Source organism: Pollutimonas nitritireducens, from assembly GCF_002849615.1.
GTDB lineage: Bacteria > Pseudomonadota > Gammaproteobacteria > Burkholderiales > Burkholderiaceae_B > Pollutimonas > Pollutimonas nitritireducens.
On sequence record NZ_PDNV01000019.1, the window covers coordinates 1 to 14,154 of the forward strand.

Annotated in this window: 12 protein-coding genes; 1 reads left to right on the forward strand and 11 read right to left on the reverse strand. The window is 57.1% G+C overall.

The features are described 5' to 3' along the window. Nucleotides 1–181: 181 nt before the first annotated feature. From CR155_RS20170 to CR155_RS20215, 10 genes are all read right to left on the reverse strand, one after another. Nucleotides 182–1,006, reverse strand: coding sequence for an SDR family NAD(P)-dependent oxidoreductase (locus CR155_RS20170; protein WP_102071859.1), 825 nt, complete (start codon nt 1,004–1,006; stop codon nt 182–184). Nucleotides 1,007–1,211: 205 nt separating this feature from the next. After that, nucleotides 1,212–2,201 carry an NADPH:quinone oxidoreductase family protein gene (locus CR155_RS20175; protein ID WP_102071849.1) on the reverse strand — a complete coding sequence of 330 codons (990 nt, stop codon included), beginning with the start codon at nt 2,199–2,201 and terminating at the stop codon, nt 1,212–1,214. Continuing rightward, nucleotides 2,198–3,331: a CaiB/BaiF CoA transferase family protein gene (locus CR155_RS20180; RefSeq protein ID WP_102071850.1), complete on the reverse strand. Its 1,134-nt coding sequence runs from the start codon at nt 3,329–3,331 to the stop codon at nt 2,198–2,200. Before CR155_RS20180 ends, CR155_RS20175 begins: the two co-directional genes overlap by 4 nt. Then, entirely contained in the window at nt 3,328–3,981 is a 654-nt protein-coding gene (locus CR155_RS20185; RefSeq protein WP_102071851.1) for a 3-hydroxyacyl-CoA dehydrogenase family protein, read from the reverse strand. Before CR155_RS20185 ends, CR155_RS20180 begins: the two co-directional genes overlap by 4 nt. Before the next feature lie 5 nt (nt 3,982–3,986). Next, nucleotides 3,987–4,862: a 3-hydroxyacyl-CoA dehydrogenase family protein gene (locus CR155_RS20190; protein ID WP_102071852.1), complete on the reverse strand. Its 876-nt coding sequence runs from the start codon at nt 4,860–4,862 to the stop codon at nt 3,987–3,989. Next, on the reverse strand, nt 4,859–6,034 hold the full coding sequence (locus CR155_RS20195; RefSeq protein ID WP_102071853.1) for an acyl-CoA dehydrogenase family protein: 1,176 nt from the start codon (nt 6,032–6,034) through the stop codon (nt 4,859–4,861). Before CR155_RS20195 ends, CR155_RS20190 begins: the two co-directional genes overlap by 4 nt. A 43-nt stretch (nt 6,035–6,077) precedes the next feature. Then, nucleotides 6,078–6,824, reverse strand: coding sequence for an SDR family NAD(P)-dependent oxidoreductase (locus tag CR155_RS20200; RefSeq protein WP_102071854.1), 747 nt, complete (start codon nt 6,822–6,824; stop codon nt 6,078–6,080). Nucleotides 6,825–6,827: 3 nt separating this feature from the next. After that, on the reverse strand, nt 6,828–7,598 hold the full coding sequence (locus CR155_RS20205; protein WP_102071855.1) for an enoyl-CoA hydratase/isomerase family protein: 771 nt from the start codon (nt 7,596–7,598) through the stop codon (nt 6,828–6,830). After that, the gene (locus CR155_RS20210) at nt 7,595–9,301 is read right to left on the reverse strand and encodes a class I adenylate-forming enzyme family protein (RefSeq protein ID WP_102071856.1); all 1,707 of its coding nucleotides are present in this window, start codon (nt 9,299–9,301) and stop codon (nt 7,595–7,597) included. Before CR155_RS20210 ends, CR155_RS20205 begins: the two co-directional genes overlap by 4 nt. A 39-nt stretch (nt 9,302–9,340) precedes the next feature. After that, the gene (locus tag CR155_RS20215) at nt 9,341–10,588 is read right to left on the reverse strand and encodes a CaiB/BaiF CoA transferase family protein (protein ID WP_102071860.1); all 1,248 of its coding nucleotides are present in this window, start codon (nt 10,586–10,588) and stop codon (nt 9,341–9,343) included. A gap of 129 nt (nt 10,589–10,717) precedes the next feature. Between CR155_RS20215 and CR155_RS20220 the strand changes: the two genes are divergently transcribed. Beyond that, a complete protein-coding gene (locus CR155_RS20220; protein WP_102071857.1) occupies nt 10,718–12,427 on the forward strand; it encodes a sigma-54 interaction domain-containing protein in 1,710 nt (569 codons plus the stop codon). Between the two features lie 270 nt (nt 12,428–12,697). Here the strand turns inward: CR155_RS20220 and CR155_RS20225 are convergent, their stop codons facing one another. Beyond that, nucleotides 12,698–14,029 (reverse strand): CaiB/BaiF CoA transferase family protein, encoded by a 1,332-nt coding sequence (locus CR155_RS20225; protein WP_102071858.1) that lies wholly within the window; start codon nt 14,027–14,029, stop codon nt 12,698–12,700. Nucleotides 14,030–14,154 lie beyond the last annotated feature (125 nt).

Here is a 14,154-nt window from a genome sequence, read left to right on the forward strand (position 1 = left end):
TCTCTAAGTGGTTGATTACAAACTCCACTTTGGCACATTGATGCCGTTGATGCGAGGCCCTCTTTACGTCTGCTTTCCTTCTTAGGCCTCGTCACTCACTTGAGGTGGGAGGCGTCCATACCATCTCCTGTATTCAAGTTGGCCATTACATCTGGTTCATACCCCTGCAGCCAGTAAGCGCTCATCGTCGTGCGGCTTCTGGCAATCGATTGAAGTCTTCTTCAAGTGCGGACCGCACTCGTGCTAAGCCGACGGACACCGCGCCGCCGTCGACAACGAGTTCGGTCCCATTGATGTAACTCGACGCCTCTGACGCCAGGAACAACACGGCTTCTGCGACTTCGTCCGGTCGGGCCGGGCGCCCTGCTGGCATGGCCCGCTCGTTGGCATGGCGCCACCCCGGCGTCGAGGCGTTTGTCATCAGCGTCTCGGATACCTGCGCCGGGTGTACGGAATTGACGCGAATGCCCCAATCCAGCAACTCAAGGGCGGCGCTCTTCGTGACACCGCGCAGCCCCCATTTGCTGGCTGCGTAGGCAACCCCAGGATGTCCAATAAGGCCTGCGGTTGAAGAAATGTTGACAATGGAACCTCCGCCTGCATCGCGTATCAGCGGCACCAATGCCTGAATACCCAACGTTGGACCCGTCAGATTCACGGCAATCACTCGCTGCCATTCTTCCTCTGATATGGCCAACACGCCGGTACGGCTGACCACGCCGGCGTTGTTGACCAGGACGTGCAGCACACCGATGTCGCGCTTGACCCGCTCGGCCAGCGCCGACCAGCTGGCCGCAGACGTCACATTGACTTCAGCAAAAAAAGCCTTGCCACCCGTTTCCCGGATGGACGAAGCAAGCGCCTCACCGCGATCGGGAGAGAGGTCAGCCACCACCACTGTCGCCCCCTCCATCGCGAACAGCTGCGCCTGGACACTTCCCAAGCCACCGCCGGCGCCTGTGACGAGAACGACCCTTCCTGCGAACCGGGTTTCATTGCGCTTCAACGCTGTCTCCTGATGGGTATTGCACCCTGACAGGATCGTGCATCTGGGCGTATACGGCAATTTGCATTTATCAAAGCGATCGTTTGTGATTCCAAAAACGACTTTTTCGCCGGGTAAAATGTAAAAGAAAATCGCCGGCAAACCGGCGATTTTCAGATGCACGTGCGGCGGACGCGAGACGCTACGCCAAAAGGTCACGCGGCACTCAGGCAAGCTTCAAGACATACTTCCCGCGCCCTTTTCCGTTGGCCAGCACCCGTAACGGTTCAGCGAAGCGCTCGAGCGGCAATACTTCGGTTATCTGGGGACGCAACGCCCCCTTGGCATGAAGCTCATACAAGCGTTCTTGCACTTCCCTCACCTTCTCAGGCTGGCGATCGCGATAATCGCTCCATTGCAAGCCCGATACCGCGATGTTCTTGACCAGCAGATAGTTCACTTTAAGCGTTGGAATCCGCCCTGCCGCGAATCCGATGCACACGACACGTCCGCACCAGGCAACAGCCCGGAGTGCCGCATCGAAAATGTCGTCACCAAGTGGGTCCAGCACTACGTCGGCGCCGCGTCCATCGGTACAAGCGAAGACTTGTTCCCGCAGCGATTCACGCAAATTATCTGCGGTCAGGTCGATGATGTGATCGGCACCGAGCGCGCGCGCAGCTTCAGCCTGCTCTTCGCCCGCCACGCCTGCCAGCGCCGTACCACCGAGCGCCTTGACCAGTTGAATGGCAGCTCCGCCCACCCCGCCCGCGGCGCCGTTGACCAGGACGGTCTCACCTCTTTTGAACTGACCACGTTCCACCAGCGCAAAATAGGCGGTCTGGTAAACCAGGCCCATTCCCGCCGCGTCGCTGTCAGAAATAGTCTCGGGCAAACGGTAGCAGGAAGCAGCCGATGCGACCAAGCGTTCGGCAAAGGCGCCAAACTCCACTTGGGCGACCACTCGATCTCCTTTACGCAACCCCTCAACTCCAGGGCCGACCTCGACAACGGTGCCGGCCGCGTCCTTGCCAGGAACGAAAGGACGTTCGGGCAAATTCTGGTACTTGCCGGTCATGACGAGGACATCGGGAAAGTTGATGCCCGCGTGGGTGACGTTGATAAGGACCTGCCCCTCGCCGGGAGTAGGTTCTGCGATCTCCTCGACCCTCAGATCCTCGGGCTCTGCAAATTCATGGATAACGACGGCTTTCATCTGTGGTTGTCTCCTGTGGTGGTGCCTAATATTTCGTTCGTATGCTCACCCAACGCAGGGGCGGGAACGCGAGTCTGGTTTGATCTGAACGACGTACACACTGGCACGGGAAGCGCCGGCATGGAACGGCCATTGCTGTTCATGACTTCTCGGTCGAACAGACCTCGCGCCTTGAAGTGTGGGTCTTGCACAGCCTGCTCGAGATTGATGATTTCCGATACGCATACGTCGTTCCCGTCGAAACGCTGCACCCAGTGCGACGCCGGTTGCGACCCGATAATACGTGTCACTTCTGTTCGGATGTGCTCCTCATCCTGTTCCTGAGCAAGCTCAGGGGCCCCGATCAGGGTCAAGAACGTATTCCAGAAGCGGTCTTCGAGCGGCGCCGCTGAAAGAAAGCGTCCGTCGGATGTCTTGTAGATGGTGTAACGCACTGACCCGCCAGTAACCAGTTCCTTGCCCGGCTCTGGCCATTGCCCCTGACTCCATCCATTGCCCAGTCCCCAGTACATCAAGGTGAACAGGTTATCCGTCATGGAGATATCAAGATGCTGTCCTTTCCCGTCCGCGTCGCGCTGGCGCAGGGCAAGCAGTATGTTGACGACGGCGGGGTAGGTACCTGCCGCGAGGTCACCGGTCAATGTGGGCGGCACAATGGGCACACCGCTGGCATCGGCAGATAGTGCGAGCATGCCCGTCTCGGCCTGGAAATTCAGGTCATGTGCTGCCCTGAGCGCTTTGGGCCCATATTGGCCATAGGTGGTGATGGAACAATAAATGAGCCGAGGGTTGATCCTTGATAGCGTCTCGTAGCCCAGCCCCAGACGCTGCATGACGCCTGGCCGAAACTGCTCGACCACCACGTCAACATCTCCAATCAGCGCCAGAACCTGTTCCCGATCGGCCTCAGCCTTCAAGTCCAGGCACACCGAGCGTTTCCCCCGGTTGAGCAACACGAAATTCACACTATCATCGTCAAACCGGGGGGCATAGCTGCGCATCTCATCGCCACCGGCCCGCTCCAGCTTGATCACATCGGCCCCGGCTTCGGCGAGGATTAGCGTGCACATCGGACCGGGCAGCAGGGTGCTGAAGTCCAGTACCTTGATACCTGCAAGCGGCTGCGTCATGACCGATCCTGATTGTGACGCGCCCAGGCAACCTGCGCCCTCCGTGCGGGAGCATAGGACTCCTGCCCCAGCGCCTCGTACAGGCTCTGGGCGACACGGTAGTGATGATGCAGACCCGTACGATTCAAGAGTGATATGGGCCCTTCCGGGTAACCGAGTCCCAGACACAGGGTTTTGTCCATATCAGAGGCAGTAGCCAAACCCTCGTCAAGGCGCCGAAGCACAGCATTGTAATAAGGGCGCAGCAGGCGATTAAGGATGCGCCCGGGGAAATCATTGCAGATAGCCACGGTTAATCCTGCCGCTTCGAACGCGACACGGGCTGCCTGGACTGCTGCAGGATCCGTATAAGGCTTTTTTACCAATTCCACCAGGTTGGTAGGCGCATCGTCGCCTAGGCGGAACCGGGCAAATCCGACGATGTTGGCAGGACCCTCATCGTCTCCTATGTACACGCCCAGGCATTCTGTATCAAGCTCGATCGCTATGAAGGACTTTTCGATTGCCCGCTCAATGTCTTGCCGCCAGGCGTCCCCGGCTTCGCTGCCAAGTAGCACGACGGCGTCGCTCTCGTTCGAAGCAGCGTCGATAAAAGGATGCGCTTCAGGAAAAGACAGGCTTACGCCCTGCTGAATGATCTGATAGCCCATGGCTTTTATCCTCCGAAAATCTTGTTGCTGTCATAAACATGGAAACCCGCGCCTGTTTTTCTACCCAGCTTGCCGGCGCCTATCATGCGCTTGACCAAGGGCGGGCACGCGGCCCTTGGCTCATTGGTCAAGCCATGCATCGCTTCAGCCAGCAGCTTCTGGGTATCCATACCTACCATGTCCAGCAGTTCCAGTGGCCCCAGCGGATAGCCCAGCGCCGTCTTAACCGCCAAGTCAATATCTGCAGGCTCCGCTACACCCTGGTCCACCATGTTGATGACGTCGTTATGCCAGGGAATCAGGAAGTAATTCAGGATGAAACCCGGCGTGTCGCGCGTTTTGACCGGCTTTTGCCCCAGCACTTCACAAAAGGCCCACGCTTTGCTGAAAGTCTCGTCAGAGGTATTCAGTCCGGGTGACATCTCGACCAGCTTCATAAGCTGGGCGGGCAGGCAGAAGTGCATGCCGACCACCCTATCGCCGCGGCCACTTCCACCAGCTATTTCGGTGATGGATATGGTAGAAGTGTTGGACGCAAAAATAGTGTGCGGCGGGCAAACCTTGTCCAACCGCGAGAAGAGATTATGTTTGACCTGCAGATCCTCGAACACAGCCTCGATGATCAAGTCGCATTCCGCCAGGTCTTCCGCTTGGGTCGTGCCCTTCCACTGCGCCATGATGGCGTCATCCTGTCCTGGCGTGAGCTTACCCCGCGCGACAGACTTGGCCAGGAATGACGCAGCTTGACCTCGAGCATGATCCAGCGCTTCCTGCCGTGCGTCAAGAACGATGGTTTTCAAACCTGCACGAGCCACGACAATGGCAATGCCGGTGCCCATCGTTCCACTGCCGACAATACCGACCGTTTTAATCTCGCTCATTTCTTCTCCTTGTTCAAAAAGCTACGCCCGATAAGCTGCCGATGTATCTGGTTCGTGCCTTCCCAGATTTGGGTAATCTTCGCGTCACGCATCAGCCGTTCTGCGCGGAAATCCTGACAATAGCCATAGCCGCCATGCAGCTGAACCGCGTCAGTCGTCATGCGCATGGCCAGGTCCGTCGCCTTGAGCTTTAGTATTGAGGCCTCAATGCCCATGTCGTCAACGCCTTGGTCGACCAAATCGGCAACATGCCAAAGCCAGTTCTCGCAGACGGCCAATTCAGCGGCAAGATCAGCCACCATGAACTGGATTCCCTGGAATTCAAGAATGCGGCGGTTGGACTGGCGCCGGTCATTAATATAGGCAATCGCATCCTCGAAAGCTGCGCGCGCAATGCCCAATGCATGCGCTGCGACACTGGGACGTGACTTGTTCAAGGAACCCAGCAGTACACGCAGGCCTTCGCCTGCGGAGGCCAGCACGTTGCTGCGCGGAATGCGGCAGCCCTCGAAGGACAACGAAGCCGTCCCCGACGCGCGCGTGCCCATTTTGTGCTCCGTGCCCGTGACTGTCAGCCCTGCCGCACCCTTTTCAATGATGACAGCCCCGATCGCCTCCTTGGCGTTCTCCACACCGGCCCATTTGCCGAATACTACGTAGACATCAGCCACATCGCCGTTGCTGATAAAGATCTTCTGGCCATCGACGACGATCTCGTCGCCGTCTTCGCGAAACTGTGTCTTCATGCCCGTCGCGTCCGAGCCCGCAGAGGCTTCAGTGATGACGAGCGAAGCCAGGCCGCCCTCGGCAATGCGCGGCAGGATGCGTGACTTCAGTTCTTCAGACCCGTACTGGATGACCGGTTTGATCGCATGGAAGTTGGTCGCCCAAATGATGCCGGTCGAAGCGCAGGCCTTCGATATCTCGCGCACGCAGGCCAGGTAGCAGCGATACGACAAGGTCATGCCGCCGTACTCTTCCGGGATGAACATCGCGTTCAGCCCCAAGGTGTTGATGGCCTTAATGTTGTCCCAAGGGAACTCGCTTTCACGGTCGTACGCGGCAGCTCTGGGGGCAATTTCCGTCGTGGCCAGAGACCGTACCGAATCGAGCAGCATGCGCTCTTCATCCGAAAAGGACAGGCCAGCATCCAGGCGTTCTAGAATATTCACACGTTCTCCTTTAACCTTCCATGTTCATGCGCCAGCGCGCACGTCATAGCGCCACGCTTTGCGCGCCGTCGACGTAAATGGTTTCCCCGCTTAGAAACCCCATGCCTTCCTGGAACAGGGACGTCACCAGTACGGCGACATCCTTGGCATCCCCAGGGTTTTTGCGTGGAATCCGCTTTTCCAGGTAGGCCCTTAATGGGCCGCTTTCCATTGCTTCGCGGTTCAAGTCGGTGGCGATATAGCCGGGCGCAACGTCAATGACCTGAATGCCGTCCCGAGCCCATTCAACCGCCAGGCAACGCGTGATCGCGCCCACCGCCGCCTTGGAAGCGCAATACGACACATTGCGCTTAACGCCCATCTTGTCGTAGAAAGAGCCAATATTCACGATCAAGCCGCCGCCGTTCTCCGTCAGGAACGGATGCACCAATTGGCAGGCGCGCAGCAGCGCCACGGCATTGATATCCATCAGCTTGCGGAACTCATCCATGGGCAGATCGATCGTGGGCGCCTCAGTATGCAGGCCCGCATTGTTCACCAGGCCGCGGACCGGTACGCCCAGCTTTTGGCGCAGCGTCGTCATCGCTTCTTTCAAGGCTTCGCCATCCATGACATCGCAGCGCACCGGATGCCAGCGTGCGGCGATCTCGTCCGATACGTTGTCCACGTGGGGCTTGTCACCCGAGCGGGAAAGGCAGCCGACCTCGAAACCTCGGTTGGCCAGTTCGTAGGCGATCACGGCCCCGATGCCGCGGCTGGCGCCGGTGACGTAGATGAGTTCACGCTTCATGCTTCAGCAATCCTTGAAAGTGGGGGAACGTTTCTCGACAAAAGCGCTCAGGCCCTCGGCCGCGTCGTCGCTGCGATAGGCCAGCGTGGACAGGTCGCGTTCGATGCGCAGGCCGTCTGCAAGGCTGACACGCCCGCCTCGTTGCACCGCTTCACGCGCAAAGTACAAGGCGCACAGGCTGTGCTTGAGATAGGGCTCCAAAAAGCGCTTCCCGATGTCCAAGGGGCTGCCTTCGTTGTCTATCCGATTGACCAGCCCTATGCGTTCGCCTTCTTCAGCGGCGATGGTCCGCCCGGACATGATCATGTCCAGCGCGCGACCTTCCCCAACCAATCGAGGCAGGCGCTGCGTACCCCCGTAACCGGGAATCAGGCCCAGCTTGACCTCGGGCAAGCCCATGCGTGCACGATCCGTGGCAACCCGGAACGTGCATGACAAAGCAAGCTCCAAACCGCCCCCAAACGCATAGCCCTGTATGACTGCCACGGAAGGAATCTTCAGATCGGCAATCTGATTGAAAACCGCTTGCCCCAGGGCGGCTCCTTCCAGCTCATCCATGAGCGGCCGATTCATCAGTTCAGGGATGTCGGCCCCCGCGCAGAATGCCTTGTCGCCGACGCCCGTAACGATCAGCGCGCGTGCGTCGGAATCAGCCACCTTGGACAGCGCTTCGCTCACTTCCTTCAGCACGCCGAAGGACAGCGCATTCAGTACTTCTGGACGGTTCAGTGTGATTTGGGCGAACTCACCGTCAAACTCGAGCAGGACTGTCATGCGGATACCCCTTCATTGTTGGATGCTGAACTGGTCTTCCAGCGTACGGGCTCTGGCTTGATCCGCCCTTCTTTCAGCCAGACGATCAGTTCACGCTTGAGAATCTTACCGCTGGGCGTCAGCGGGAATGTATCCATCGCGATAAAGTATTCAGGCATGTCGTACTTCGACAGGCCTGCGTCATGCAGATGTTGCAACACCTGCATGGCGTTCAGGGGCTCGCCCGGCGCACAGATAACAGCCAGGCAGACCTTCTCGCCCAGCCGATCATCAGGAACCGGAAAAGCCGCAGACTTCAGGATGGATGGGTGGCGATGGGCCAGGTCCTCGATCTGCGAGGGGTAGATGTTATGCCCGCCGCGAATGATCAAGTCTTTCTTGCGCCCGATGACATGCAGACAGCCGTTTTCGTCGAGCATCCCAAGATCGCCGCTCAGGAACCATCCCGATGCGTTGAAGGAATTTTCGGTTGCGTCCTGGTTGTCGTAATAACCAAGGGTCAGTACGCCGCCCTTTCCTCCGATTTCGCCGGTTTCTCCAGGTGCCACTTCCACATCAGGATCGTCGTGCTTGAAGATCCGTATTTCATAACCCTTGCATGCACGCCCACACGTGGCAACAATCGTGTTGCTGTCGTCGCTCGGTAGTGTGTATTGATGCGAGCCGTTTTCAGTCATCCCATAGACATTTTGCGGCTTGATGCCTAAGTCAAGAAACCTTTTGGCAACTTCCCGGGGTATAGACGCGCCTGCCATGTAGAAGACGTTTACATTGCCTAGCCGGCTCAAACCTCGTTCACGCAACGCGCTGAGCATGTCCATGCCGTGAGTCGGTACACCCATGACATAGGTTGCACCGGACTCCAGCGCCCAGTCCAGTGCCGACTGGTTAGCGGCAGGGTTGTGCAAGACAAGTTCCATCCCGGCAACTAAAGATTGCTCTAGCGCGACCGTACCTATGTGGTGGCTCACTGGGCTGAGCGTCAGAAGTACCGTCGACGAGTCATGCTTCCAGTCAGAGACTAAAGCGCGGCCATTGGCGAGTAAGGTATTGTCGCTGTGCATCACACCTTTTGGCTCACCAGTCGTCCCGGATGTAAATGCCAAATACACCACCTTGTCGGGGTCAAGAACCGGTGCACTGGTAATGCCCACGTCGCCGGCGTAATGGGGAAATGGCAGCGCCCCCTTCGGTACAGACCCACTGTCTGTATCTCCCCCTTGCGGAATCAGGGCGTAGACCTGCTGCAGAGAGGCTATGCTGGGCGATTCACTGAATATTGAATGCCGATCTGAATCAGCACCATAGCCGGGCTGGGCAAATAATGCCTTGCAGCGGATGCGCGCCAACAGCTTGACGATTTCGGCATTGGTATAGTTCTGATGCAATGAGGGGCAACACACATAGCCGTTACGCGAACATGCTAAAAAAATCAGGATCGCTTCGACCCGATTGGGCAACCAGATTGCCACGCGGTCGCCACGCTTCAGACCGCCCTGATACAAGTGCTCTGCGATTGTATCCACACTTGCAAGCACCTCACGCCAAGTTAAGCGTCGGTATGGGTCGCGCACAGCGCAGGCATTCGGCCGGACCCGGGCGTGCTCCCTGGCCAGCGTATATAACGTATCTTGATGCCACACGCCGCTCAGGTAGTTCTCCCGGGCAGTGTGTGGATCATGCAAAGTCAGAATGGTGCTCATTAGGCTTCCTGGAGATAATTCAAATTGCTGGTGCAAGCGTCATACCGCACCAGCGTTCCTTAATTGTTCAATTTGGTCGGGCGACAGCTTCAACATCTCTCCCAAGATGACGTCAGTGTCTTCTCCTAGCATGGGCGGCGATTTGCGATGTACCGCAGTTCTGCCATTGATCGCTATGCCCAGTCCAACCTGCGGAACCAAACCGTTCGCCGATTCGGCCTGATAAAGAAACTTCTGTTGAAGTAAGTCCTCGTCCCTGGCCACTTCATCGAGTCGGTTGATGGGGCCAGCAGGTATTCTGTGATCCCCAAGGATGCTTAACCATTCGTCCCTGGGCTTCGAACGCAAGATGTCAGCAATCTTGATGACTATCTCTTCCCGGTATGTACGGCGTTCTGCATTGGACCCATAATGAGGGTTCTCACCCACTTCCGATTGCCCAACAGCCACCCAGAAGCGGCGCCATATTGCGTCGTTACCCAGGCCAAGTGAAATCTGCTTGTCCGCCGTGTCGAAAACCTGATAGATGGCAATAACCGAATCCTTGCCCCCGGAGCGCCGTGGCAATTCGTTGGAGCTCAGGTAGGAAATCAGACGCGGAGCCATGAACCGCGTCATGCTCGCCTGCATGGACACATCGATTTGCACCCCCCGACCGCTACGTGTACGAGCTACGTAAGCGGCCAATACGGTCATGGCAACATCCTGACCCGCAAGCAGGTCGGCTGCAGGTGTACCGACCTTCTGCGGATCGTTCTGTGCTTCGCCGGTTAAATCCATAACGCCCGAATAGCCCTCGGCGATCAGGTCGTAACACGGCAGATGGCTACGTGTGCCTTGCAAACCAAAGCCGGTCAGGGAGGCGTGAATCAGGCGCGGAAACATCGCACTCAGCCGCGCGTAGTCGATGCCCAGCTTCTCCTGGACCCGCTCGGTCATGTTGACCACCAGTACGTCAGCGTCCGACAACAGCATTTCTAGAACCTGCAGACCTTCCGAATGGGTAAGGTCCAGGACCAAGCTGTGTTTATTGCGATTTACGCTTAGGTACCAAGGGGATTGACCATGGAGAAAGGGCGGCCCCCAATGACGCGCATCGTCGCCCAGCCCTGGCTTTTCGACCTTGATGACAGTGGCTCCTAGATCGGCAAGCAATTGCGTGCCGTAAGGACCGGCAATCGATGTACTCAAGTCCACCACGCGCATATCTTCCAACAGGGCATGGCCTTCCACGCTTTCCATCTTCGGCAGTTCGGAGAACGGTGGTTTACCTACGTCTTTCAGCATATCTATTACCTTGGCTTTGAAGTCAACATTCAATAAAGCACAATCCATGCCAGGTAATCGCTCCCGTTACTGCCCTGGGCAACAGTGGTAAAGTGTCCTGAAATTGTCCATCTTGTTGCGAGCGAAGACATGTATTCTAAAAATAGCGGACAAACACCGAATGCCAGGAGCGGTGTTCTTGTGCTCGATCCAGAGGGGGTAGTGGTCTTCGGCTCCGGTACTGGGCTGGACACTCATATTCAGGGCAAACTCAGCGCTTTATGGGACGCCCGCGGCACGCGGCCCGTATCGGCAATGTTTATTCTTGAAGGCACGAGCGAGCCGATGACCGTGGTGTCCTTTGCGTCAGCGGGCACAGGCTGTTTCGTCCTATATCGCCATGACCGCGGCGACCCACTGTATGAATTCGTCAGCAGCGTAGACTTTTCTGCGGACATTTTGCGTCATTTCGTGACCGACCCCTATGAAGCCATAACCGTCGTCGATGACCAGGCACGCATTCGATACATGAGCCCAGTTCACGAGAAGTTCTTCGGCATTCAACGAGGAGAAGCAACAGGGGTCGATGTCAACGCAGTAATTGAGAACAGCCGCTTGGCCGCCGTTTTGCGCACGAGGAAGACTGAAGTCGGCCACGTGCAAACGATGCGGGGTAAGAGCCGAGTGGTGAGTCGCACGCCTATCGTCAACCCGGAAGGTCGCCTAGTCGGTGCCATCGGGCAAGTAATGTTCAAGAGTCCAGCCGCGGTGGAAGCGCTCGGCGAGGAGATCAGGCGCCTGCGTCAGGAGATCAGCTTTTATGAGCGAGAATTACCCCGCTTGCGCGGTAGTACGCAGGGAATGGAGTCCATCGTAGGCGAAAGCGACGCTATAAAGAAGCTTAAAGAGCGCATCAAAAAGGTCGCTCCGCTTGACGTCTCGGTGCTACTGGTTGGGGAAAGCGGGGTCGGAAAAGATCTCGTAGCCCACGCCATCCATCAACTCAGCCCGCGCGGGCACAAGGACATGGTCTTGGTAAACGCAGCAGCCATTCCTGGCAACCTTGTCGAAGCGGAATTGTTCGGATACGAAGGTGGCGCTTTCACGGGCGCGGAGAAGCGCGGCCGCACAGGCAAGTTCGAAGAGGCAGACCAGACCACGCTTTTTCTGGATGAAATCGGCGACATGCCCCTGGATATACAGGTCAAAGTCTTGCGAACACTTCAGGACGGTAGTTTTCAGCGCGTAGGCAGCAGTACGCAGCGCCGGTCGGAATTCCGCCTCATTTCGGCCAGCAACCGGAACTTCGAGCGGATGCTGACCACCGGCGACTTCAGACTCGACCTCTTTTACCGAATAAGTGCTGTTACCATCCGGGTCCCTCCCTTGCGTGAGAGGCTGGAAGACGTGCCTATGCTCGCTGAGACCTTTTTGGAGCGTTTCATGCGCCGCCACAATGTTCAGGGCAAATATTTCGGACCCCGCGTCATGGCATACTTGCAGTCACTGCCTTGGCCCGGAAATGTTCGACAACTGCAACATACAATCGAGCGCGCTGCGATCTTTTCCGAGCAGAATGAGATCTCTTGCGAAGACTGCGAAGTACCGCGAGAAGTCGGTTCGGGCGCCGACCTGGAAGAGTTGAGTGAATCATTTGGCGAAACGGCTCGCTCCGCTAGCGGTTTTTCATTAGGGGAGCCGGTCGGCGTACGTCAGGCAAAGTCGCGCGTGGAGCTCGATATGATACGAGAGGCGCTGCAGCGATTTGACGGCAACAAGAAAAAAGCGGCTGAGTACCTGGGCATCTCGCGTTCGCACCTGTACAAGAAGATTACTGAGTTTGATTCCAGTTTGCGGTAATTATCAATCTAATTTGCTTTTACGTGGGATTCAAGCTGCTTGCATGATGATTGAATGCGCCGCCGTTGGCGCAACAACGCGCTGTCGTGACCCTGATGGCGCTGCTGCGGGGTCATGAAACGAATGGCGCTATGGCAGTGTTCGATGTTGTACCAGCGCCCGAAGCTATCGACCCAGCTTCGGGCCGCCGAGAGGGCTTTTCCGTACTACCGTACTAGCATCTGGGTCATTGAGCAATTGGCGACTCCCGTATTCGGCTAAAGTATTTTTTCAATCGGCATTGGCAGACGATAAATCCATACTGACGTTGGGCTGCTTGGCGTCGCGACCAAAAGCGCCAACCTGTGCCAGACTCCGGATGCGTTCGTCGTCGTAACCCAGCCAGTCGGCAAAAACGCCCTCTGTGTGCTCACCCACCCGAGGCGCCAATACCGGATCGGCCAGTGGCGTGCCTGAATATCGAATCGGCAGACACACGTTGGGCACCCAGCCTAACTCCGGGTGCGGAATGCGTGTGACAATTTCGCGTTCGCGCGCTTCGGGCGAGCGGATGGCCTCGCCTACGGTACGTAGCACGCCGCTGGGTACGCCTGCTTTGATCATGCGGGCATGCCAATACGACCAGGGTTGCTTTGAAAACGCTTCCTGCAGCAGAGCAAAAATCTCCTCGCGTTTCGCTATTCGATCCTTGTTGGTTGCATACGCAGGATTGGCGACTACATGGGGTAGATCCAGCACTTGAGTCAGCAGTCGGTGGAAAATCTGGGTGTTGCCGCAATTGATCAAGAACGAGCGATCTTTGGCGGTGAACACACCCGACGGACACGAGTCGGGGCTCGTGTTCCCTGGCCGTTGAGGCTCGTTGCCAGTAAATGTCTGCTGCAGGGTCGCATAACCGGTCATCAACACAGCGTTGTCGAAAAGCGCGACCTCTATCGATTGCCCCTCGCCAGTCCGGGCCCGTGCCACCAATGCGCCAAGAATGGCATTTGAGGCCATCATCGCAGTGCTTATATCCATCACTGGCGACAGGGATCGCACTCCTTCCCGATCTGTGTAGCCGTTCATTGAAATAAATCCGCTTTCGGCCTGGGCGATCGGGTCAAAGCCCAGTCTGTCGGAAAATGTTCCTTCGCGTCCATAGGCGGACACTGAACAGAAAATCAAGGCAGGATTGTTTTCGCGGCACTTTTCGTAGTCGAGGCCCAATCGCTCCATAACGCCGGTGGAAAAGTTCTCCACTACGACGTCGGCTTTGGCGATGAGCGCGAGCGCCGCGGCCAATCCCTCAGGCGACTTGAGGTCGAGCGTAATACTGCGCTTGTTTCGATTGCACCACATCCATGGTGCACCGCCGCCAAACTCTGGAATCATGGGAGGATACTGGCGGAAATCGTCGCCTCTGCCTGGCGCTTCGACCTTGATAACGTCAGCGCCCATATCTGCCATGATCATCGTGGCTAATGGACCGGCAATGTAATGGGTGAAGTCAACGACGCGGATACCCTGAAGCGCCAAGTCGGCCCCTGCAGGGCGCGGCCGGTGTCTAGGAAAATCAGCTTCAACTTGACTGAATGTGGAGGTATTAGGAAAATTGTTCATGTTGTCTTATATGGACGCCTCCTTTGTGGCAATCGAATTTTTGAAATGTGTGGCTAGGCGAGAACGGTTGCAGTCTTATATCCGGCCTGTTTGCGCAGTAACGGATAGACCGACTGCTGGCCCTG

Bases quoted from the DNA above. Each gene is read 5' to 3' on its own strand.
- CR155_RS20225 (WP_102071858.1), bottom strand. From the start codon at position 14,029: ATGAACAATTTTCCTAATACCTCCACATTCAGTCAAGTTGAAGCTGAT.
- CR155_RS20220 (WP_102071857.1), top strand. From the start codon at position 10,718: ATGTATTCTAAAAATAGCGGACAAACACCGAATGCCAGGAGCGGTGTT.
- CR155_RS20175 (WP_102071849.1), bottom strand. From the start codon at position 2,201: ATGAAAGCCGTCGTTATCCATGAATTTGCAGAGCCCGAGGATCTGAGG.
- CR155_RS20215 (WP_102071860.1), bottom strand. From the start codon at position 10,588: ATGCTGAAAGACGTAGGTAAACCACCGTTCTCCGAACTGCCGAAGATG.
- CR155_RS20185 (WP_102071851.1), bottom strand. From the start codon at position 3,981: ATGGGCTATCAGATCATTCAGCAGGGCGTAAGCCTGTCTTTTCCTGAA.
- CR155_RS20205 (WP_102071855.1), bottom strand. From the start codon at position 7,598: ATGACAGTCCTGCTCGAGTTTGACGGTGAGTTCGCCCAAATCACACTG.
- CR155_RS20200 (WP_102071854.1), bottom strand. From the start codon at position 6,824: ATGAAGCGTGAACTCATCTACGTCACCGGCGCCAGCCGCGGCATCGGG.
- CR155_RS20190 (WP_102071852.1), bottom strand. From the start codon at position 4,862: ATGAGCGAGATTAAAACGGTCGGTATTGTCGGCAGTGGAACGATGGGC.
- CR155_RS20210 (WP_102071856.1), bottom strand. From the start codon at position 9,301: ATGAGCACCATTCTGACTTTGCATGATCCACACACTGCCCGGGAGAAC.
- CR155_RS20180 (WP_102071850.1), bottom strand. From the start codon at position 3,331: ATGACGCAGCCGCTTGCAGGTATCAAGGTACTGGACTTCAGCACCCTG.